Source organism: Thioalkalivibrio halophilus (genome assembly GCF_001995255.1).
Classification (GTDB): domain Bacteria; phylum Pseudomonadota; class Gammaproteobacteria; order Ectothiorhodospirales; family Ectothiorhodospiraceae; genus Thioalkalivibrio; species Thioalkalivibrio halophilus.
In genome coordinates this window covers 11949-33314 of record NZ_MUZR01000022.1, presented here as the reverse complement: position 1 = coordinate 33314, position 21366 = coordinate 11949, and the positions used below count along the sequence as shown (strand labels likewise).

Annotated in this window: 19 protein-coding genes; 13 read left to right on the top strand and 6 right to left on the bottom strand. The window is 69.6% G+C overall.

The genetic code is table 11. The annotated features are described in order from the left end of the window. Nucleotides 1–114: 114 nt before the first annotated feature. The 8 genes from B1A74_RS07210 to B1A74_RS07175 all read left to right on the top strand — a co-directional run bounded on the left by B1A74_RS07210 (nt 115) and on the right by B1A74_RS07175 (nt 13279). A complete protein-coding gene (locus B1A74_RS07210) occupies nt 115–1245 on the top strand; it encodes an NAD(P) transhydrogenase subunit alpha (protein WP_018946752.1) in 1131 nt (376 codons plus the stop codon). Beyond that, a complete protein-coding gene (locus tag B1A74_RS07205) occupies nt 1242–1550 on the top strand; it encodes an NAD(P) transhydrogenase subunit alpha part 2 (protein WP_018935870.1) in 309 nt (102 codons plus the stop codon). Before B1A74_RS07210 ends, B1A74_RS07205 begins: the two co-directional genes overlap by 4 nt. Further along, nucleotides 1547–2935, top strand: a complete 1389-nt coding sequence (locus tag B1A74_RS07200; RefSeq protein ID WP_018946751.1) for an NAD(P)(+) transhydrogenase (Re/Si-specific) subunit beta — start codon at nt 1547–1549, stop codon at nt 2933–2935. Before B1A74_RS07205 ends, B1A74_RS07200 begins: the two co-directional genes overlap by 4 nt. Nucleotides 2936–3329: 394 nt before the next feature. Beyond that, nucleotides 3330–5564, top strand: coding sequence for a primosomal protein N' (locus tag B1A74_RS07195; RefSeq protein WP_077244212.1), 2235 nt, complete (start codon nt 3330–3332; stop codon nt 5562–5564). A 122-nt stretch (nt 5565–5686) separates the two neighbouring features. Then, nucleotides 5687–7450, top strand: a complete 1764-nt coding sequence (gene argS, locus B1A74_RS07190) for an arginine--tRNA ligase (protein WP_077244211.1) — start codon at nt 5687–5689, stop codon at nt 7448–7450. Nucleotides 7451–7454: 4 nt separating this feature from the next. Next, nucleotides 7455–8057 (top strand): SPOR domain-containing protein, encoded by a 603-nt coding sequence (locus B1A74_RS07185; protein ID WP_018946748.1) that lies wholly within the window; start codon nt 7455–7457, stop codon nt 8055–8057. Nucleotides 8058–8059: 2 nt separating this feature from the next. Next, on the top strand, nt 8060–12004 hold the full coding sequence (gene hrpA / locus B1A74_RS07180) for an ATP-dependent RNA helicase HrpA (protein ID WP_077244210.1): 3945 nt from the start codon (nt 8060–8062) through the stop codon (nt 12002–12004). Between the two features lie 18 nt (nt 12005–12022). Continuing rightward, nucleotides 12023–13279 carry an FAD-dependent oxidoreductase gene (locus B1A74_RS07175; protein WP_077244209.1) on the top strand — a complete coding sequence of 419 codons (1257 nt, stop codon included), beginning with the start codon at nt 12023–12025 and terminating at the stop codon, nt 13277–13279. A gap of 18 nt (nt 13280–13297) precedes the next feature. Here B1A74_RS07175 and B1A74_RS07170 read toward each other — a convergent pair whose 3' ends face one another. From B1A74_RS07170 to B1A74_RS07160, 3 genes are read right to left on the bottom strand one after another with little or no spacing between them, the layout of a single operon-like run. After that, nucleotides 13298–14650, bottom strand: a complete 1353-nt coding sequence (locus tag B1A74_RS07170) for a sensor histidine kinase (protein WP_024329132.1) — start codon at nt 14648–14650, stop codon at nt 13298–13300. A gap of 21 nt (nt 14651–14671) precedes the next feature. Further along, nucleotides 14672–15373 (bottom strand): response regulator transcription factor, encoded by a 702-nt coding sequence (locus B1A74_RS07165; protein WP_018946744.1) that lies wholly within the window; start codon nt 15371–15373, stop codon nt 14672–14674. After that, the gene (locus B1A74_RS07160; RefSeq protein WP_018869252.1) at nt 15370–15636 is read right to left on the bottom strand and encodes a hypothetical protein; all 267 of its coding nucleotides are present in this window, start codon (nt 15634–15636) and stop codon (nt 15370–15372) included. The genes B1A74_RS07165 and B1A74_RS07160 overlap by 4 nt, the downstream gene beginning before the upstream one ends. A gap of 131 nt (nt 15637–15767) precedes the next feature. Here B1A74_RS07160 and B1A74_RS07155 point away from each other — a divergent pair, with 131 nt between their 5' ends. After that, on the top strand, nt 15768–16103 hold the full coding sequence (locus tag B1A74_RS07155; protein WP_018946743.1) for a DUF2288 domain-containing protein: 336 nt from the start codon (nt 15768–15770) through the stop codon (nt 16101–16103). Between the two features lie 105 nt (nt 16104–16208). Here the strand turns inward: B1A74_RS07155 and B1A74_RS07150 are convergent, their stop codons facing one another. Further along, nucleotides 16209–16520, bottom strand: coding sequence for a PilZ domain-containing protein (locus tag B1A74_RS07150; RefSeq protein WP_077244208.1), 312 nt, complete (start codon nt 16518–16520; stop codon nt 16209–16211). 230 nt (nt 16521–16750) lie between these two features. Here B1A74_RS07150 and B1A74_RS07145 point away from each other — a divergent pair, with 230 nt between their 5' ends. Further along, complete coding sequence (locus B1A74_RS07145; RefSeq protein WP_028492544.1) at nt 16751–17062, top strand: c-type cytochrome; 312 nt, start codon at nt 16751–16753, stop codon at nt 17060–17062. 32 nt (nt 17063–17094) lie between these two features. Beyond that, nucleotides 17095–18390, top strand: a complete 1296-nt coding sequence (locus tag B1A74_RS07140; protein WP_077244207.1) for an NAD(P)/FAD-dependent oxidoreductase — start codon at nt 17095–17097, stop codon at nt 18388–18390. Between the two features lie 99 nt (nt 18391–18489). Here the strand turns inward: B1A74_RS07140 and B1A74_RS07135 are convergent, their stop codons facing one another. Beyond that, nucleotides 18490–18690: a YdcH family protein gene (locus B1A74_RS07135; protein ID WP_018869247.1), complete on the bottom strand. Its 201-nt coding sequence runs from the start codon at nt 18688–18690 to the stop codon at nt 18490–18492. 104 nt (nt 18691–18794) lie between these two features. Between B1A74_RS07135 and B1A74_RS07130 the strand changes: the two genes are divergently transcribed. Next, on the top strand, nt 18795–19565 hold the full coding sequence (locus tag B1A74_RS07130) for an alpha/beta hydrolase family protein (protein WP_077244206.1): 771 nt from the start codon (nt 18795–18797) through the stop codon (nt 19563–19565). Nucleotides 19566–19823: 258 nt separating this feature from the next. Here the strand turns inward: B1A74_RS07130 and B1A74_RS07120 are convergent, their stop codons facing one another. Further along, nucleotides 19824–20564, bottom strand: coding sequence for a ferredoxin--NADP reductase (locus B1A74_RS07120; protein ID WP_077244205.1), 741 nt, complete (start codon nt 20562–20564; stop codon nt 19824–19826). A 123-nt stretch (nt 20565–20687) separates the two neighbouring features. Here B1A74_RS07120 and B1A74_RS07115 point away from each other — a divergent pair, with 123 nt between their 5' ends. Continuing rightward, a complete protein-coding gene (locus B1A74_RS07115) occupies nt 20688–21269 on the top strand; it encodes a thioredoxin family protein (RefSeq protein ID WP_077244204.1) in 582 nt (193 codons plus the stop codon). Nucleotides 21270–21366 lie beyond the last annotated feature (97 nt).

Here is a 21366-nt window from a genome sequence, read left to right as displayed (position 1 = left end):
GCGCTTTCGGCCCCGCGGCATCCGGTTTTTCCACCACCCGCGAGCGCGGTCGTGCCTCCCTTTGCCATTGGGGCCATCGGGATTGCGGGAACGCACGGCCCGGGGAGAAAGCGCATGGCAATCAGACTAACCGTACCCAAGGAGAGTGCCAGCGGCGAACGCCGTGTCGCACTGGATCCGCTGGTCACCGGCAAATTCGGCCAGCTGGGCGTGAGCGTTCAGGTCGAGAAGGGCGCCGGCGAAGCCGCCGGTTTCCCCGATTCGGCCTATGAGGGCGCCACCCTGCTGGACACCGAGGCCGCCTATTCACAGTCGGACATCATGGTCCGCGTGGCGCCGCCCACGGTCGAAGAGGTCAACCGGCTGCCGGAAGGCTCGACGCTGGTGGGGCTGTTCCACGCCCACCGTCATCCCGAGGTCGTCCGGGCCATGCAGGAGCGGCGCATCCAGAGCTTTGCGATGGAGCTGATCCCGCGCATCTCGCGCGCGCAGAGCATGGACGCGCTGTCCTCGCAGGCGGCGGTGGTCGGCTACAAGGGCGCCATCCAGGGCGCCGACCTGGCCTGCCGGTTCTTCCCGATGCTGACCACCGCGGCCGGCACCATCCGCCCGGCCAGGGTGATCGTGATCGGCGCCGGCGTGGCCGGGCTGCAGGCGATCGCCACGGCCAGGCGCCTGGGCGCGATCGTCGAAGCCTACGACGTGCGCTCGGCGACCAAGGAGCAGGTGGAATCGCTGGGCGCGAAGTTCCTCGACCTGGGCGTATCGGCCGAGGGCGAGGGCGGCTACGCCCGCGAGCTGACCGCCGAGGAAAAGAAGCAGCAGCAGGACGCGCTGGGCGAGTACATCGCGCAGGCCGACGTGCTGATCACCACTGCGGCGATCCCGGGCCGCGAGTCACCGAAGCTGGTGCCCGAGGACATGGTCAAGGGCATGAAATCCGGCGCGGTGATCGTCGACCTGGCCTCCGAGGGCGGTGGCAACTGCGTGCTGACGCAGCCGGGCGAGACCGTCACCCAGCACGGCGTGATCATCCACGGCCCGCTCAACGTGCCGTCGCAGGTTCCGCTGCATGCCTCCGAGATGTATGCCAAGAACCTGCTGAATTTCCTGACCCCGATGCTTCCCGAGGGGGAATTCAACCCCGACTGGGAGGACGAGGTCATCGCCCAGAGCGTGCTCACCCGTGACGGCGAGATCGTGCATGCCGCCACCCGTGATGCCATCCAGGGAGCTTCCTCATGATCGAGATCTCAGGTTTCGTAGCACTCTATATCTTCATGCTCGCGGCCTTCACGGGCTACGAGGTGATCTCCAAGGTCCCGGTCATCCTGCACACCCCGCTGATGTCCGGTTCCAACTTCGTCCACGGGATCGTCCTGGTCGGGACCATGGTCGCGCTGGGTCACGCCCAGACGCCGCTGGAACAGGCGATCGGCTTCATCGCCGTCATCCTCGCCGCAGGTAACGCCGCCGGCGGCTACGTGGTCACCGAACGCATGCTGGAGATGTTCAAGTCCAGCAAGGACGACAAGGGAGACAAGGCATGAGTCTGATCATCAACCTCGCCTACTTTGTGGCGGCGGTGCTGTTCATCGTCGGCCTCAAGCAGATGTCGTCGCCGACCACCGCGCGGCCCGGCATCATCTGGGCCGGCGTCGGCATGGTACTGGCCACCGTCGTGACCTTCGCGCATCCGGAGATCTCCGGCGGCGTGAACTACACCCTGATCGTTCTGGGTATCGCCATCGGCGGTGCGCTGGCCTGGTGGAGCGGCAAGAAGGTCCAGATGACCGACATGCCGCAGATGATCGCGCTGTACAACGGCATGGGCGGCGGCGCCGCGGCCGGCATCGGTGCGATCTACCTGCTGCAGGCCACGCCCGAGACGGTGACCACCACGGGTATGGCCATCGCGGTGATCGGCTCGGTCATCGGTTCGGTGGCGTTCTCCGGCTCGCTGGTGGCCTACGCCAAGCTGCAGGGCCTGATGAAGAAGACCCTGAACTTCCCCGGGCAGCAGGTACTGAACCTGGCAATCATCGCCCTGGTGGTCATCCTCGGCTTCGTGATGGCGCTGGGTGACGGCACGATCGGCGGCGGCACGCTGCTGGCATTCTTCATCCTGTCGCTGGCCTTCGGGGTGCTGATGACCCTGCCGATCGGCGGCGCCGACATGCCGGTGGTGATCTCGCTGTACAACGCGCTGACCGGCCTCGCCGTGGGCTTCAAGGGCATCGTACTGGACAATCCGGCCCTGATGATCGCCGGTATCGTGGTCGGTGCGGCCGGCTCGCTGCTGACGCAGCTGATGGCCAAGGCCATGAACCGGCCGCTGAAGAACATCCTGTTCAGCCAGTTCGGTGGCGGCTCCAGTGCCGCGGAAGAAGAGATCGAAGGCACGATGAAAGAGATCCAGGCCAACGACGCCGGGATCATGATGGCCTATTCCAGCAAGGTGATCATCGTGCCCGGCTACGGCATGGCCGTGGCCCAGGCCCAGCACAAGATCTGGGAGCTGACCGAGCTGCTGCAGAAGCGCGGCGTGGACGTGAAGTTCGCGATCCACCCGGTGGCCGGCCGCATGCCCGGACACATGAACGTGCTGCTGGCCGAGGCCGGCGTGCCCTACGACATCATCTACGACCTCGACGAGATCAACGACGAGTTCAAGACCGCCGATGTCGCGATGGTGATCGGGGCGAACGACGTGGTGAACCCGGTGGCCCGGACCAACCCCGACTCGCCGATCTACGGCATGCCGATCCTCAACGCCGACGAGGCGCACAACGTCATCTGCGTCAAGCGCGGCCGCGGTTCCGGTTTCTCCGGCATCGAGAACCACCTGTTCTATGCCGAGAACAACCGCATGCTGTACGGCGATGGCCAGAAGGTCGCCGCGGAACTGGTGGCCAGCGTCAAGGCGCTCGGCTGAAGCCCGCGACCGGAGGGCGGCATCGCCGCTCCTCCGGGACGCCCCGGACGGACCCGGAGACCCGGCCCCCTGTGGCCGGGTTTTTTATGCCCGAACGCCCTGCGGGGCTTGCAACTTGTACACAACCCGTGCAGGGGCCGCCTCCGCCCGGGGCCAACGGGGCACTTGCGTGGACCAGCGCTCAAAGAGGCTCACATATAAACGGTAAATTACTGTGTTTTCGGGCTTTTCATTGTACTGACCATTTTTTGACCAATCTGTCATCATCCGCGACAGTACAAGGGCTCAGGAAGTTTCCCCCCGCTTCTTCCACAGAGTTATCCACAGGTTCTGTGGAAAACCTCGCCCCACCCACGGACTCGGGAAGCGCGGCCACGTCGCGTACACTGACCCCATGCCCGACACCCCCGCATCCGCGCCGTCCATCGTCCGGGTGGCCATCGACCGCCCGCTGAACCGCCTGTTCGACTATCGCTCGCCGCCGGATCGCGACGTGCGGCCCGGCATGCGCGTGCGAGTCCCGTTCGGCCCCACCCGCCTGACCGGGGTGGTGATGGAAGCGGGGGTCACCAGCGAGATGGACCCCGGGCGTCTGCGTGCGGTCAGCGAAGTGCTGGACGCTACCCCGATCCTCCCCGACTCGCTGCGTGAACTGCTCGGCTTTGGTGGCCGGTACTACCACCACCCGATCGGCGAGGTGGTGCTGGGGGCCCTGCCACCCGCCCTGCGTCGCGGCCGGCCGCTCCCGGAAGCCGCCACCCCCGAACCGCTGTGGGCGGTGACCGAGCAGGGACACCGCGCCCTGGCCGACGGCGCCGTACGCGGCGAACGCCAGCGCGCGATCGTCGCGGCGCTGGCCGACCCCGACAGCGCCCCCGGCGGTCGCCTCGATCGTCCGACCCTCGCCGGCATCCTCGGCCGCCGGCCCGCCCCGCGCGAGCTGGAACGCCTCGCCGAACGCGGCTGGCTGGAGTGCCGCCCCCCGGAACATCCGACAGACGTCCCGCCGGAGGCCGATAGCGCGGCGGCGCGACCGCTGACCCCCGAACAGCAGGCCGCGGTGGACGCGCTCACGCCCGGCGAAGCCCGACCCCTGCTGCTGGAGGGGGTGACCGGATCCGGGAAGACCGAGGTCTACCTGCGCATGGCGGAACGCGTGGTCGCGCGTGGCGAGCAGGTCCTGGTGCTGATCCCCGAGATCGCCCTGACCCCGCAGCTGGCGGCCCGCATTCAGGCGCGGTTCCCCGGTCGCGTCGCGCTGCTGCACTCCGGCCTGGCCGAGGGCGAACGGCTGCGGGCCTGGGCCAGCGCGGCCCGCGGCGAGGCCCGGGTGGTGGTGGGCACCCGTTCGGCGCTGTTCACGCCCCTGCCCGAACCCGGCCTGATCGTGGTCGACGAGGAGCACGACGCCGCGTTCAAGCAGCAGGACGGCTTTCGCTACAACGCCCGCGACCTCGCGATCAAGCGCGGCCAGCTGGAGGCCATCCCGGTGGTGCTGGGCTCGGCCACGCCGACCCTGGAGACCCTGCAGGCTGCCCGCCAGGGCCGCTACACCCACTGCCCGCTCCGCACCCGCCCCGACGGCACCGCCCCGCCGCGGATCGAGGCCGTGGACACCCGGGTCCACACCCCCGACGAGGGGCTGACCTCGCCGCTGCTGGACGCCATGCAGGCCACCCTCGCCGGCGGTCAGCAATGCTTCGTCCTGCTCAACCGCCGCGGCTATGCCCGCACGCTCGCCTGCGATCACTGCGGCTGGGTGGCCGACTGCCGCCACTGCGATGCCCGCCTCACCGTGCACGCCGGTAACCCGCGGGCGGTCTGCCACCTGTGCGGGCACCACGAACCGGTCCCCGACCGCTGCCCGGAATGCGGGGCGGAACTGGCCCGCCGGGGGCTGGGTACCCAGCGCCTGGAACAGGCCCTGGCGCGGCACTTCCCGCAGACCCCGCTGATCCGCCTGGACCGCGACAGCATCCGCCACAAGGGGGCGCTGGAGGAAGCCCTGGAGCGCATCCGTTCGCTGGACGCGGCGATCGTGGTCGGCACCCAGATGCTGGCCAAGGGCCACGACTTCCCGCGCGTGGGCCTGGTGGGCGTGATCGACGTGGACCAGGGCCTGTACTCGGTGGACCTGCGCGCCGCCGAACACACCCTGCAGCTGATCGTGCAGGCCGCCGGGCGCGCCGGACGCGGCGAAGCCGGCGGACGGGTGCTGCTGCAGACCGGGCACCCGGAGCATCCGCTGATCCGCGGTCTGGACGCCGCGGACTACACCGCCATGGTGCGTCCCCTGCTGGACGAACGCGCGGAGAGCGGCTTCCCGCCATTCGGTCATCTGGCCCTGGTGCGGGTGGAGGCCGAGGACGCGAACACCGCGGAGACCCGCGCCGGGGAGGTGGCCACGCCACTGCGCCGCGCGGCCGCGTCCGGCGTGCGCGTCCTGGGTCCCGCCCCGGCCCCGCGCCACCGCGTGAACCGGCGCTACCGCGAGCAGATCCTGGTGCAGTCCGGCGACCGCCGTGCCCTGCACGCGACCCTGCACCAGGCGCGCCGGGCCTGGGAGGGGCTGACCCTGCCGCGCGAGGTGCGCATCGCGCTCGACGTGGATCCGGTCAGTCTCGCCTGAAGCCGTCCGTTCGCCTTTCTTTTCGCATCACCCCGTCATTCGCCTGCAAGCAGGCGAACAGGGCGGCATCGCGGGGCCCGACGGGTTAGAATACGCGTTTTGCCAGCACGGACCCGCAACCCTTGAAAGACACCCTGACCCAGGCCCTGGAAACCGCCCTCGCAACCCTCGTCGCCGACGGCCGCGTGCCGGCCGATCATGGCGTGTCGGTGGAGGTCAGCCGCGCGCGCGACCGCGAGCACGGCGACTTCGCCAGCAACCTCGCCATGCAGCTGGCCAAACCCGCGCGCAGCAAGCCGCGCGACCTGGCCGAGGCGCTCGCCGCCGCGCTGCCCGAGGTCCCCGGCCTGGCCAGCACCGAGATCGCCGGTCCCGGCTTCATCAACTTCCGCCTGGCCGCCGATGCGCGCACGCAGGTGCTGGGGCACATCGCGGAACGGGCCGGCGATTTCGGCCGCTCGAACGCCGGCGGCGGACGCCCGGTGCAGGTGGAATTCGTCTCCGCCAACCCCACCGGGCCGCTGCACGTGGGTCATGGCCGCGGGGCGGCCTTCGGTGCGACGGTCGCCGACCTGCTGGACTTCTCCGGCTACGACGTCACCCGCGAGTACTACGTCAACGACGCCGGGCGGCAGATGAACATCCTCGCGGTCAGCGTGTGGATGCGCTATCTGGAGCGCCACGGCGTGGAACTCCCGTTCCCGGCCAACGGCTACCGGGGCGACTACATCTACCCCGTCGCCGATACCCTGACCCGGCACATCGGCGACCGCGGCGTGCATCCGGCCGCGGACGTCACCCGTGACCTGCCGCCCGACGAGCCCGAAGGCGGCGACAAGGAGACCTACATCGACGCGCTGGTGACGCGCGCGCGGGACCTTCTGGGCGAGGCCCTGTGGGACGAATTCTTCGAGGGCGGCCTGAACGCCATCCTCGAGGACATCCGCGACGACCTGCGCGAGTTCGGGGTGGAATACCAGTGCTGGTTCTCCGAACGCAGCCTGGCCGACTCCGGCGCGATCGACGCCGCGGTGGAGGACCTGCAGGCGCGTGGCGCACTGTATGAACAGGACGGCGCGCTGTGGTTCCGCTCTACCGAATACGGCGACGACAAGGACCGCGTGGTGCGCCGCGAGAACGGCGACTACACCTACTTCGCCTCCGACATCGCCTACCACCGCGAGAAATTCCAGCGCGGCTTCGAGCGCGTCATCAACATCTGGGGCGCCGACCACCACGGCTACGTCCCGCGCGTGCGCGCCGCGCTGCAGGCCCTGGGCCTGGACCCCGGCCGCCTCGACGTGCTGCTGGTGCAGTTCGCGATCCTCTACCGCGGTGGCGAGCGCCTGCCCATGTCCACCCGCGCCGGGCAGTTCGTGACCCTGCGCGAACTGCGCGACGAGGTCGGCTCGGATGCCGCGCGCTTCTTCTACGTGCAGCGCCGCTGCGACCAGCACCTGGACTTCGACCTCGACCTGGCCAAGTCGCAGTCGAACGACAACCCGATGTACTACATCCAGTACGCCCACGCGCGCATCGCCAGCGTGCTGCGCACCGCGGGCGAACGCGGCCACCGGCCCGCCGCAGCACAGGCCGACGGCCTCGCCGAACGGCTCGTCGAACCGCACGAGGACGAGCTGCTGGACCGCCTGGACCGCTTCCCCGAAGTGGTCGCGGCCGCCGCGCAGGCCTGCGAGCCGCACCAGATCGCCCAGTACCTGCGCGAACTGGCCGGTGGCTTCCACACCTATTACAACGCCGTGCCGTTCCTCAACGCCGGAGACGACGAGCTGATCCGGGCCCGCCTGGCGCTGGTGACCGGCATCAAGCAGGTGCTGGGCAACGGCCTGCGCCTGCTGGGCGTGCACGCCCCGGAGCAGATGTAACCCCATGGCCCAGGCCCGCAAGGTACGCCGCAAGCCGGCACAAAAGAAAGAACGCGGTCCGCTGCCCGGCTGGATCTGGCTGCTGGCCGGCCTGCTGATCGGGCTGGGCGTGGCCGCAGTGCTGTACCTCCAGGGGGCGGATCGCCCCGACAGCCTGAGCGACTGGCTGAGCGAACGCGATCGCCCCGCGGCCGAACCGCGCCCGGAACCCGTGCCCGACCCCGCTTCCGAACCCGAGCCCGAGCGCGAGGAACCGCGCTTTCGCTATTACGAACTCCTGCCCGAGGACGAAGTGACGGTGCCCGATACGCCGGCCCGCGACGATGCGGATACGGCCGCCCCGCCCGCGCCGCTGGATGCACCGGATGCCGACGGGCCCGTGGTGCTGCAGACCGGCTCGTTCCGGCGCCCCGAGCAGGCCGACGAGATGCGTGCCCGCCTGACCCTGCTGGGCCTGTCTCCCGAAGTGCGGGAAGCCGAGATCGACGGCGACACCTGGTACCGCGTGTACCTCGGGCCGTACAGCGATCCGGACCGCACCCGCGAAGTCCTGGAACGGCTGCGCTCGGAAGGCATCGAGGCCCTGCGCCTGCGCGACCGGGGCTGACCATGGAGACCGGGGAGAGCGCCGCGCCGGATCTCGACGCGCTGTCCGCCGAAGTCGACGGTCTCCAGCGCATCGCCGGACGGCGCGACCTGCAGGACCTGCTGCGCCGCGCGCGACGCCGGCGCGACCGTGGCCAGGCCTTCGACCGCCTGGCCCGCAACCTGCAGCAGCGCCTCGCGACCGAACAGCAACGCGAGGCCGCGGCCGAGGCGCGTCGGCCGCAGCCCGTGTATACCGGGGATCTCCCGGTGCACGCGGAACGCGAGCGGATCATCGAGGCGATCCGCACCCACTCCGTGATCGTGCTCTCCGGCGAGACCGGTTCCGGCAAGACCACCCAGCTGCCCAAGCTGTGCCTGGAAGCCGGGCGCGGGCGCGGCGGCCTGATCGGCCACACCCAGCCGCGGCGCATCGCCGCGCGCTCGGTGGCCGCACGCATCGCCGAGGAGCTGGGCACCCCGCTGGGCGAGGAGTCCGGCGCCGCGGTGGGCTGCAAGGTCCGCTTCTCCGACCGCACCGGGCCGGACAACTTCGTCCGCCTGATGACCGACGGCATGCTGCTGGCCGAGATGGCCCACGACCCCGAGCTGCTCGCCTACGACACCGTCATCGTCGACGAGGCCCACGAACGCAGCCTCAACATCGACTTCCTGATGGGGGTCCTGCAGCGTCTGGTGCGCAAGCGTCCGGAGCTGCGGGTAATCATCACCTCGGCCACCCTGGACCCGGAACGCCTGTCCCGGTTCTTCGACGACGCCCCGATGATCGACGTGCCCGGGCGCACCTATCCGGTGGAGCTGCGCTACCGCCCGCTGGAACCGGATGCCGCGGACGACGACGAAGACGGTGACGGCGGCGAACGCGACCTGTTCACCGGCATCCGCGACGCGGTGCGCGAATGCCGCCGCGCCGGCCCCGGCGACATCCTGGTGTTCCTGCCGGGCGAACGCGAGATCCGCGATGCCCACCGCGCCCTGCGCGGCGAGGAATCCGCGCCCGACACCGAGGTCCTGCCACTGTACGCCCGACTGTCGGCGCGCGAGCAGTCACGGGTGTTCCAGGCGCACTCGGGCCGGCGCATCGTGCTCGCCACCAACGTCGCCGAGACCGCGCTGACGGTGCCCGGCATCCGCTACGTGATCGACTCCGGGCTGGCCCGGGTGTCGCGCTATTCGTGGCGCACGCGGGTGCAGCGGCTGAGCCTCGAACCGGTGTCGCAGGCCGCCTGCGACCAGCGCGCCGGCCGCTGCGGCCGCCTCGGGCCGGGCGTCTGCATCCGCCTGTTCTCCGAGGAGGACTACCAGCAGCGCCCGGCCTTCACCGACCCCGAGATCCAGCGCTCCAATCTGGCCTCGGTGATCCTGCAGATGGCCGCGCTGAAACTGGGCGACCCGCGGCGCTTCCCGTTCGTCGACCCGCCGGATTCGCGCCTGATCAAGGACGGCTACCGCCTGCTGGAGGAACTGGGCGCGGTGGATGCCGGCCACCGGCTGCAGGAGCGCGGCCGCCAGCTCTCGCGCATGCCGGTGGATCCGCGCCACGGGGCGATGCTGCTGGCCGGCGCGGACCATGGCTGCATGACCGAGACCGCCACCATCGCCGCGTTCCTGTCCCTGCAGGACCCGCGCGAGCGCCCCGCCGATGCCACGCAGGCGGCCGACACCGCACATGCCGAGTTCCGCGTCGAGGGCTCCGACTTCATGGGCATGCTGCGGCTGTGGCAGGCCTGGCACGATGCGCGCGAGGCCCGCGGCTCGAACGCCCTGAAGCGCTGGTGCCGCGAACACTTCCTCAACTTCATGCGCATGCGCGAATGGCAGGAACTGCGCAGCCAGCTGCTGCGCCTGGCGCGCGACATGGAACTGCACCCGGGCCGCGCGACGGCCAAACCCGAGTCCGTGCATCGCGCCCTGCTGAGCGGGCTGGTCAGCCAGATCGGGCAGAAGACCGAACGCGGCGACTACCTCGGCGCGCGCAACCGCCGCTTCCAGATCCATCCGGGATCGGTGCTGGCGAAGAAAAAGCCCAACTGGGTGGTCAGCGCGGAGATCGCCGAAACCACCCGGGTATATGCCCGCGAGAACGCGCGCATCGAACCCGACTGGCTGCTGGAGGTGGCCCCGCACCTGCTGCGCCATCACATCTTCGAGCCCCATTTCCAGCGCAGGAGCGGGCGCGTGGGCGCCTACGACCGCATCACCCTCTACGGTCTGGTGGTGGCGGCGAAAAAGCCGGTGGACTTCGCCCGCCACGACCCCGAGGAGGCCCGGCGGATCTTCATCCGCGAGGGACTGGTCGGCGGCCAGCTTCGCACCCGCTCGCGCGGCGTGCGCGCCAACCGCGAGGCGGTGGCCGCGATCACCGAGGAGGAGGCCCGCGGCCGGCGCCGCGACCTGCTGGCCGAGGAGGACCGGCTGTTCGAGTTCTACGCCGCGCGCATCCCGGAGGACGTGCGTGACGGCCCGTCGTTCGAACGCTGGGTGCGCAAACGCGAGCAGAAGGACCCCGACAGCCTGCGCATCGACCCCGCCGAGCTGCGCAACGAACCCGAAGAATCCCTGCCGCAGGGCGCCTACCCCGACCACCTCGAACTGGAGGGCCTGCGCCTGCCGCTGCATTACCGCTTCGAGCCCGGGCAGGAAGACGACGGGGTGACCGTGGACGTCCCCGTGGCCGCACTCAACGCGGTGCCGGACTGGCTGGGCGACTGGCTGGTGCCGGGCCTGCTGGAGGAGCGGGTCACGGCACTGCTGAAGAGCCTGCCGAAGAGCCTGCGGCGCCAGTTCGTGCCGGCCCCGGACTTCGCCCGCGCCGCGCTGGCGCGGCTGGAGCACCGCCAGGGCCCGCTGCTGCCGGCGCTGGCGGAAGAACTGGAGCGCATGACCGGCACCGCCATCCCGCCCGATGCCTGGCGCCCGGACACGCTCGAACCGCACCTGATCCTGCGCTTTCGCATCCTCGACCCGGAGGGGCACGAGCTGACCGCCGGGCGCGACCTGCCGGCGCTCAAGGCCGAACTGGGCGGCACCGCGGAGGCCACCTTCGACCCCGGCCCGACGAGCGGCCCCCAGCGCGAGGGCATCACCGAATGGGACTTCGGCGCGTTGCCGGAGAGCGTGGAGCACGAACACCAGGGCGCCCGCATGCGCGCCTTCCCGGTGCTGGTGGACCGCGGTGACAGCGTGTCACTGGAGCTGGAACCCGACCCCGCCACGGCCGAGCGCCGCCATCGCGCCGGGCTGCGCCGGCTGTTCCTGCTGGCCCTGCGCCCGGCGGTGCGCGATCTCAAGCGCCAGCTGCCGGACATGGACCGCGCCAGCCTGCACTACGCCACGCTCGGACAAGGCGACACCCTGCGCGACCAGGTGCTGGAGGCGGCGGCCGACCGGGTGTTCCTCGCCGACGCCCCGGAACAATGGCCGCGCGATGCCGAGGCCTTCGCCGAGCGTCTGGAAGCCGGGCGCAGCGAACTGGGCCCGACCGCCACCGAACTGGCCCGCCTGGCGGCCGACATCCTCGCCCGCTGGCACGACCTGCGCAGCCGGCTGCACGGCGATCTGCCACTCTCCTGGATCGAGGCGGCGCGCGACATCCGCGATCAGCTCGACGCCCTGGTGCCGCCGGATTTCCTGCTGAGCACCCCGGCCGACATGCTACCCGAGTTCCCGCGCTACCTGCAGGCCATCGACCGACGCCTGGAGCGCCTGACCCGGGCCCCGGACAAGGACCGCGCCGGCCGGGTGGCGGTGGAACCGCTGTGGCAGAAGGCCCGCGACCTGCTGCAGCGCCGCCCCGACGACCCCGACGTCCTCGCCTTTCGCTACCGCATCGAGGAGTTCCGCGTATCGCAGTTCGCCCAGGAGCTGGGCACCCGCGAAAAGGTCTCGGCACAGCGCCTGGAACGCGAGTACGACACGCTGATCAAACGCTTTGCCGGATCTTTGTAGGCAACGGGAGGGGAGCGCATGCATGTGGTGGTCATCGGAGCCGGCGTGATGGGGGTCACCACCGCGTGGTATCTGCGCGAGGCCGGACTCGATGTCACCCTCCTGGATGCCGCGACCGAACCGGCGGCCGGCGCCAGCCATGCCAACGGCGGCATGCTGCACGCCAGCCATGCCGAGCCCTGGAACACCCCCGGCGTCGGGCTCGATCTGCTGCGCTATCTGGGGCGCGAGGACTCCCCGCTGCTGATGCGCCCGCGCGCCCTGCCGGGACTGGCCGGCTGGGGCCTGCGTTTTCTGTGGCACAGCCGGCGTTTGGCCTTCCAGCGGCACGCCCTGGTCAACGCCCGCCTGGCCGCGTTCTCCCTGCGCGAGACCCGGCGCCTGAATCGGGAACTGGCCGGCTCCGGCCTGGACTTCGACTTCCGCGAGTCCGGCATCCTCAAGGTCTTCCGCGACCCGCAGAGCCAGGCCCGCAACCGGCATGCGGCCGAGGCCATGCAGGACGAGGGCGTGCGGTTCGAGGCCTGGGACACCGAGCAGGTGATCAACCGCGAACCGGCGCTGGCCGGGGTGCGCGACGAACTCTGCGGCGGGCTGTATTTCCCGGATGATGCCATCGGGGATGCGCGGCGCTTCACCACCGGCCTGCTCGAGCTGGCGCGGGACCGCGGCCTGCGCTACCGGCCCGCGACACGGGTGCGGCGACTGCGCACGTTCCAGGGGCGAATCGACGCGATCGAGACCGATGAGGGACCCATCGCGGCCGATGCCTGCGTAGTCGCGAGCGGACACGAAGCCCCGGCGCTGCTGCGCCCGCTCGGGCTGCACCTGCCGGTGGCCCCGGTGAAGGGCTATTCCCTGACCCTGCCGATGGACACCGGCCACCGCGTGCAGCTACCGCTGATCGACGACGCCAACAAGGTGGTCATGACCCCGCTGGGCGATCAGCTGCGGCTGGCCGGAACGGCCGAGTTCGCCGGCGCCGACGCCCGCATGGAACCCCGCCGGGCGGCGAACGTACTGGCCCAGTGCCGGCGCACGCTGACCACACTGCCGGCGGAACTCGACCGCGAGACCATGGCCCCGTGGGCCGGGCTGCGCCCGATGAGCGATCGCGGTACGCCGATCCTGGGTCCCACGGCGGTACCGGGCCTGCATCTCAATACCGGCTCCGGGCACCTCGGCTGGACCTTTGCCTGCGGCGCGGCGGCGCTGGTGCGCGACGGGCTGCTGGGGCGGGCGCCCGAGGCCTCGCTGGAGGACTTCCGGCTCTGAGACGGGCGCACACGGGCCTCAGTCGCCGACCGGGGCGAATACCAGCCGCAGCCGCGCTCCACCCAGCTCCGGCGCCCGCTCGATCTCCAGCTGGCCGCCATGGTCGCTGACCAGGGTGTGGATGATGCTCAGTCCCAGCCCCTGCCCCGCCGCCTGTCCGTGCACATCTTCGCGCGTGTCGGCCCGCTGGCCGCGTTCGAGGACCCGCTCGCGATCGGCCGGGTCGATCCCGGGTCCGTCGTCATCCACCGTCAGCACGGTTTCCCGCCCATCGCAGTGTGTGGTGATCCGCACCCGCGAGCGGGCGTGGCGCACCGCGTTATCCAGCAGATTTCCCAGCAGTTCGAGCATCGCGCCCGAATCCATGCGCAGGGCACAGCCCTCCGCCAGATCGGTCTCCAGCGACACCCCCTGGTGCTCCGCCAGCCGCCGCAGGGCGCGGCAGGTGCGCTCGATCACCGGGGCCAGCGGCTCGGGCGTCTGGAACGGCACCGGGCCCACCCGCTGGGCCTGGTTGAGCTGGTGCTGGACCATCGCCTGCAGGCGGTCGACCTGGCGCCGCAGGTCCTCGTGATCGGGGGCGTGTCCTTCCAGATTCAGGCGCAGCGAGGCGATCGGGGTCTTGAGACTGTGGGCAAGATCCGCCAGTGCGTTCTGCTGGCGCACCAGGCGCTCGCGCTCGAAGTCGATCAGGTCGTTGATGGAGCCGGTCAGCGCCCCGATCTCGCGCGGATACGGTCCCTCCAGATGCACCCGGTCACCATGGCGCAGGGCGTCCAGCTCCGCGCGCACCCTGCGCAGCGGCCGCAGGCCCCAGAACCACAACGCCAGGATCAGGGCCACGATCAGCGACAGGGTCATGGTCAGCAGGCCCTGCCACAGACTGTAGCGGTAGCTCTCAACCTGCTCGTCGAATGCGCTGCGATCCTCCAGCATCTGGAACACCAGCGGCACCGATTCGCCATCCAGCTGCCAGCGCACCGTCATGCTGTAGGCAAAGTATTCTTCACGCGTCCAGTCATTCAGTTCGGTGGCCACCGCCGACGGCGAACGCCAGACGGTATCGCCGGCAGGCCCGAGGATGCGCGCATACAACCCGCCGCCGGGCAGCTGCAGCCGGCTCTCCGGCAGCATCTGCGGCACCCGCACGTCGTCTTCCGCGAGCACCTCGACCATGCCCATCAGCAGCAGCACCTGCGCCTCCAGCCGGGTTTCGGCCGCATCCGCGGCATTGTCGCGAAAGGCGGTTTCCAGCACCCATGCAGTCAGCACCGAAAACAGCAGCACCACCGCCACCGCCACCAGCCCCATGCGCAGGAGCAACGGCGCGCGGGCGGCGCGATCGGCCAGGGAACGCTCGGCAAGGGCCATGGACGGGCGTGACGTAACCGTTCAGGCGTCGGCCGAAGCGGCGTCGGGCTGCAGGGCGAAACGATAACCGCGGCCGCGCAGGGTCTCGATCACGCCCAGCCCGCCGTCCGGGTCCAGCTTGCGCCGCAGGCGCCCGATCAGCACCTCGATCACGTTGCTCTCGCGGTCATCGTCGTGCTCGTAGAGATAGTCGGCCAGGGCGTCCTTGCTCAGCACCCGCCCGGGCTGGCGGGCCAGATGCAGCAGCAGGCGGTACTCGAAGGTGGTCAGGCTGACGCCCTCGCCGTTCAGCCACACGGCATCGGAGGCAGTGTCGATCACCAGCGGGCCAAAGCGCAGCGCCTCATGACCCGACTGCAGGCTGCGGCGTGCCAGCGCGCGCAGGCGCGCCACCAGTTCCTCCACATGGAAGGGTTTGGTCAGGTAATCGTCGGCGCCCGCCTCCAGACCCTCGACCTTGTCCTGCCAGCGGTCACGGGCGGTCAGCACCAGGATCGGCAGCCGCGGCTTGTGTTCGCGGGTCCGGCGGATCACGTCCAGGCCGTCCATCCCGGGCAGACCCAGGTCCACCACGGCAATGTCGCAGTTGTATTCGGCCAGCAGATACAGCCCGGTGTCGCCATCGGCGGCGGTGTCCACCCGGCAGCCCGATTCCTGCAGCTCTCCGGCCAGCTGGCCGCGCAGCGCCGAATCATCCTCCACCAGCACGATTCGCAGGTTCATCGCTGCACCTCCGTGCCCTGTTCGATCCGCAGCGTCCGGACCTCCTGATTCTCGGTCAGGATACGCACCACGAAGACCCGTACGCTGCCCTCGCCGTCATTTTCCCGGGCCGAAAGGATCCGCCCGGGATACAGCGCCTCCACCTGTTCGACCGCCTCGTCCAGCGTCCACACCGGGTTGCGATCCGCCCCGTCCTCGCGCGCACCGGCGCCCCCCGCCAGCAACAGGATCAGAAGGAACACCACGGGGGCAAGACGGGACATTCGGATTCCCCACACACTGGACAACATCAACAATCTCTCCCTGACTGAGTTCGACGGACGGTTGCAGTGCCAAGGGTATCCGCCTAGCCTGAACCGCATCTGAAATCCGCATGCGACACAGCCGAGCCACCATGTCCGAACCCAGCGATCTTCCCGTCGAACCACCGGCCGACCCCGAGGCCGAAATCCCCATCGAGGAGGAGGCCGGCCCCATCCGCTGGAGCGAGCTGATGCCCCATTTCGCCCGCGGTGTCGTGATTCGCGTGGCGCCCGAACTGGACCTGATCGAGGTGGCCCGTGCCTTCCGTGACGATGCCACCCACGAGGTCAGCGCCTGGCTGACCAGCGGCCAGGTGGCGCGCGCCTCCGACGAGGACGCCCGCCGCTGGACCGAGGCCGATCCGGTGTTCACCGCAATCGTGGCCGCCCCGTGGGTGCTGGCCCAGGAGCGGACGACGGCGCATTAGGCGGGTCGGCCCTGATCGGCCAGGGGGCTGGCCTTTTACGGCTGGGGGGGTAGGAGGCCGGCCCTCCGGCCGATTCGGTTGCCCCCCGCGGCCGACCCCGCGCGATCAGCCCCCCATCGCCTCGGGGTCGAACCTCACCGCAATGCCGTCGTCGTGCACGCGCACGACCTGGGCACGGACCTTCGGTGGCTCGTCACCATCCCCCAGCAGGCCGAACACCTGCAGCATCAGCTCGTCGTCCGACTCGAGCTCCAGCAAGCCCCTGAGGTCCGGTTTCTGCCCCTCCTCCCAGCGCAGGAAGGCCCCGCCGCCGGAGATGTCATTGGTGGTCAGGGTCACCGGCTCGCCCTCGCCCGCCGATACCACCACGTTGACCGTCATCGGTATCCGCGGATGACGTCGCCGCTCCTCGATCATGGTTCCATCCCCTTGCTGTCTTAGAAAACGCTAATCGAAAACGGTTTTTTTTTGTGTTATACCGTCGAGGCAATGATCGACCCAAGGCGAGATCATGCGCAAGGCCGGGCACGAACCCGGCCGCGCCAATGAAGAGCCCGGATCGTCACACCGGGCCGGAGGATGAAGGCAGCGCATCACAGCTGTCGCCGCTAAAACAGCAAACCTTCAAGACGGAGGAGTCCGTAACAATGAAGAAATCGCGTCTTACTTTCGCGGGGCTGGTCGGGGCCGTGGCCCTTGCCATTCCGTTCGCGCAGGCCACGGCCGGCGACGAAATCACGCGTGGACAGCTGATGGCCGACACCTGCGTGAACTGCCACAGCGCCGCGTCCGCCGAGGCCGGGGGTGCCCCGGATCTCAGTAACTATCCCTCCAGCCTCATTGTCAGCCAGATGAAGGCGTTCCGCGATGGCGAACGCCCGGGCACGGTCATGGACCGTCACGCCACCGGCTACACCGATGAGGAAATCGAGGCCCTGGCCGCGTACGTCGGTCAGTGAACGGCCCAGAACACAAGAGAGGGAGAGACATCATGCAGGAATTTTCCCGCCGTAATTTCATCAAGGTCGTCGGCGCGGGGAGCGCCGTGGCCCTGACCGGCATCGGCTGTGCGCCGCACAAGACGCGTGGCGCCGACAAGGCCCATGTCGTCGTGGTCGGCGGTGGCTCCGGTGGCGCCACCGCCGCGAAATACCTGAAAAAGTATTCGCCGGAACTCAACGTCACCCTGGTCGAGCCCAACGCCCGCTATTACACCTGCTATGGCAGTAACTGGGTGCTGGGCGGCATCGTCGACATGGACTTCATCGAGCAGACCTACGGTGCGCTGGAAAGCCGCCACGGAGTCAAGGTGGTGCAGGACCGCGTGACCGCGGTGGACGCCGACGGCCGCAACGTCCGTCTCGCCAGTGGCGAGACCCTGCAGTACGACAAGCTGGTCATGTCTCCGGGCATCGACTTCCGCTATGACCGCACCGAGGGCATCAGCGAGGCCGACGCGGAGCGCATCCCGCACGCCTGGAAGGCCGGTGACCAGACCCGCATCCTGCGCCAGCAGCTGGAAGACATGCCCAATGGCGGCACGTTCGTGATGGTGGCCCCGCCGAACCCGTTCCGCTGCCCGCCCGGGCCGTACGAGCGCGTGTCGCTGATCGCGAACTACTTCAAGCAGGAGAAGCCCCGTTCCAAGATCATCATCCTTGACCAGAAGGACGGTTTCTCCAAGCAGGGCCTGTTCGAGGAAGGCTGGGCTCAGGAATACGGCGACATGATCGAATGGCGCCCGGCCTCGGACGGCGGCCTGGTCGAGGAGGTCGACGTGCGCAACATGACCGCGGTGACCGAGGCCGGTTTCGAGCGGGTCGAGGCCGACGTGATGAACTTCATCCCGGCCCAGCGCGCCAACCAGATCGTCCACGATGCCGGCCTGACCAACGCGGAGGGCTGGTGCCCGGTGCGCCAGGACACCTTCAGGTCCGAGCGTGACGACAACATCTACGTGCTGGGCGACGCCTCCGTGGCCGGTGCGATGCCGAAATCGGGCCACTCCGCCAACACCCAGGGCAAGATGGTCGCCGCGTCGATCAGCCACGAACTGGCCGGCCGCGACCCGGTCACCCCGACCGCGGTGAACACCTGCTACAGCCTGGTCACGCCGGACTACGGCATCAGCGTGGCGGCGGTGTACCAGTTCGAGGACGGCCAGATGGCCGGCGTGGAAGGCGCCGGCGGTGTCAGCCCGACGGGTGCATCCAGCCGCTTCCGCGAGCAGGAAGCTCAGTACACCCGCGGCTGGTACGCCGGCATTACCGCGGACATCTGGGGCTGACCGAAGCCTTTAGCCTCATCACACGAACGGGATGGACCCTGTTGACGGCGCCCTCCGGGGCGCCGTTTTTTTGCGCCCCCTCCCGCCACCGCGCCCTCCTCAGGCGTTCAGATCGGGGATCAGGCGGCTGCGCAGCCGCGCAATGGTGTCCTTGAGCTGAAGCTTGCGCTTCTTCAGTCGGCGGATCTCGAGAAAATCCGGGGACGGCCCGGCGTGCATGGCGGCGATCGCCGAATCCAGCGCCCGGTGCTCCGCCTCCAGTTCCGTCAGTCGTGCCCTGATCTCGCTGTCGTATTCCACGTCCGCTCCCCGGGATCCAACGGGATCCAACGCCTCGCGTATCATCCCAGACCAGCCCGGCCAGGGCCACAGGCCCGCTCACCCGCGAACCCGGAGACCGGAACATGGCCGTACGCAACACGTCGCTGTCCATCCCCACGCCACGCGGAGTCCGGCTGAGCGGCGTCCTGGTGGAACCCGAGGGGCCGCCGCGCGGCAAGGCCTGCATCGCGCACTGCTTTGCCTGTTCCAAGGACTTCCCCGCCACCGTGCGCCTGGCCCGCGCGCTGGCCGAGGAGGGCTACGCCACCCTGCGCTTCGATTTCGCCGGACTGGGTGAATCCGAAGGGGCGTTCGCAGAGTCCACCCTCCAGACCGGCCGCGAAGACCTGGAAGCGGCGCTGGACACCCTCGCCGCGCATCACCCGGACACGGAGCCCACCCTGCTGCTCGGCCACAGTTTCGGCGGAGCGCTGGCCATTCTCGTCGCTCCCGAACGCCCGGAGGTCGACGCCGTCGTCACCATCGCCGCACCCAGCCAACCGGGGCACGTGCGCCACCTGTTCCAGGATCATGCCGAAGAAATCGCGCGCGAGGGTCACGCCCGGCTGATCATCGGGGGCCGTCCGGTCACCATCGGCCGCGCGCTGCTGGAGTCCATCGAGGAGCCCACGCTGGAAACGGCGCTGGCACAGCTCAACCGGCCGATCCTGCTGCTGCACGCCCCCGGAGATACCGTGGTCAACGTCGACCACGCCGGTTATATCTTCCGCATGGCGCAGCACCCGCGCAGCTTCGTCGCCCTCAACCGCGTCGACCACCTGCTCTCGCGCCCCGAACACACCCGCTACGTCGCCGGCCTGATCCGCGCCTGGTCCGCCAACCTGACCGATTGACGCATCCACCGCCGGATCGCGCAGAGGGCTGCGCTCCTACGAGACCTCCCCCGGCCGTAGGAGGCCAGCCCTCTGGCCGATCGGGCCATCCCCGGCGCCGGATCGCGCAGGGGGCTGCGCTCCTACGAGACCTCCCCCGGCCGCAGGAGGCCAGCCCTCTGGCCGATCGGGGCTTCCCCGGCGCCGGATCGCGCAGGGGGCTGCGCTCCTACGGAGCCCGCCCCGGCCGCAGGAGGCCAGCCCCCTGGCCGATCGGGGCTACCAGTAGCTCTCGGTGGTGAGATGCCCCGGCTTGCGCCGGCGGTTCTTCTCCAGACCCCGTTCGCGCAGCATCGACTGGGTTTCGGAGACCATGTCGGGGTTGCCGCAAAGCATCACCTGGGAGTGCTCCGGCGCAAAATCGATCCCCGCCTGCGCCTCCAGCTCGCCCTCCGACAGCGCCGTGGTGATGCGCCCCTGGATGGCACCGGGGTGCGCCTCGCGGCTGACGAAGGGGATGTACTGAAACCGCTCGGGATCGCGCTCGGAGAAGCGTGCAATGGTGTCCTGGTAGGTGAGCTCCTCGGCGTGGCGCACCGCATGCACCAGACGGATGTTCTCGAAGCGTTCCCAGGGCTCGTCGGTCTTCAGGATGGACAGGAACGGGCCGATGCCCGTACCCGTCGACAGCAGCCACAGATCGCGCCCGTCGGGGATCTCGTTCAGGGTGAAAAACCCCGTGGCGCGCGGCATCAGCTCCACCGTGTCGCCGGGTTCGAGCTGCACCAGGCGGTTGGACAACGGCCCGTCCGGCACGGTGATCATGTAGAAATCCAGCGGGCGCTCGTCCGGGGCGTTCACGTACGAGTACGGCCGCCCCACCAGTTCGCCGTCGATCTCCATGCGCAGACGGTTGAACTGCCCGGCCACGAACGGCTCCACGTCCGCATCGATGCGCAGCGAGAACAGGCGGTCGGTCCACTGCTTGCGTTCCTGCACGGTGCCGGTCACCCAGCCCATATTCCTGACTCCTGTACTTGGTTAAAGGCAAGCATGCGGGCGGCGCCCGGGCATTTCAAGCATCCCCGGGGCGGCCCCTATAATATCGTCCATCACTGAAAACCACAGACAGGAGCAAAACCAATGGCACGCACCCCCTCGCAGATGATCGAGCTGGGCACCGAAGCCCCCAACTTCCAGCTGCCCGATGTCGTCTCCGGCGAGACCATCAGCCTGGACAGCTTCCCCGACGCGAAGGGCTACATGATCGCGTTCATCTGCAACCACTGCCCCTTCGTGCAGCTCATCCGCCACGAGTTCGCGCGCTACGGGCGTGAATACACCGAAAAGGGCATCGCAGTGATCGCCATCAACTCCAACGACATCGAGGCCGTCCCCGAAGACGCCCCCGACGCGATGCGCGACGACGCCCGCCGTTTCGGCTACAAGTTCCCCTACTGCCTCGACGAAGACCAGTCCGTGGCCAGGGCCTACCAGGCCGCCTGCACCCCGGATCTCTACCTGTTCGACGCCGACCGCAAGCTCTACTACCGCGGCCAGTTCGACAGCACCCGCCCCGGCAGCGACCGCCCCGTGACCGGCGAAGACCTGCGCAACGCCACCGACGCCCTGCTCGCCGGCCAGCCCGCGCCCGAGCCCCAGCACCCCAGCCTCGGCTGCAACATCAAGTGGAAGCCCGGCAACGAGCCCGCCTATTTCGCCTGAAACCCGTCGACGAACGCCGCGACCGGCCAGAGGGCTGGCCTCCTGCGGCCGGGGCGGTCTCGCAGGAGCGCAGCCCACTGCGCGATCCGGCGCGGGG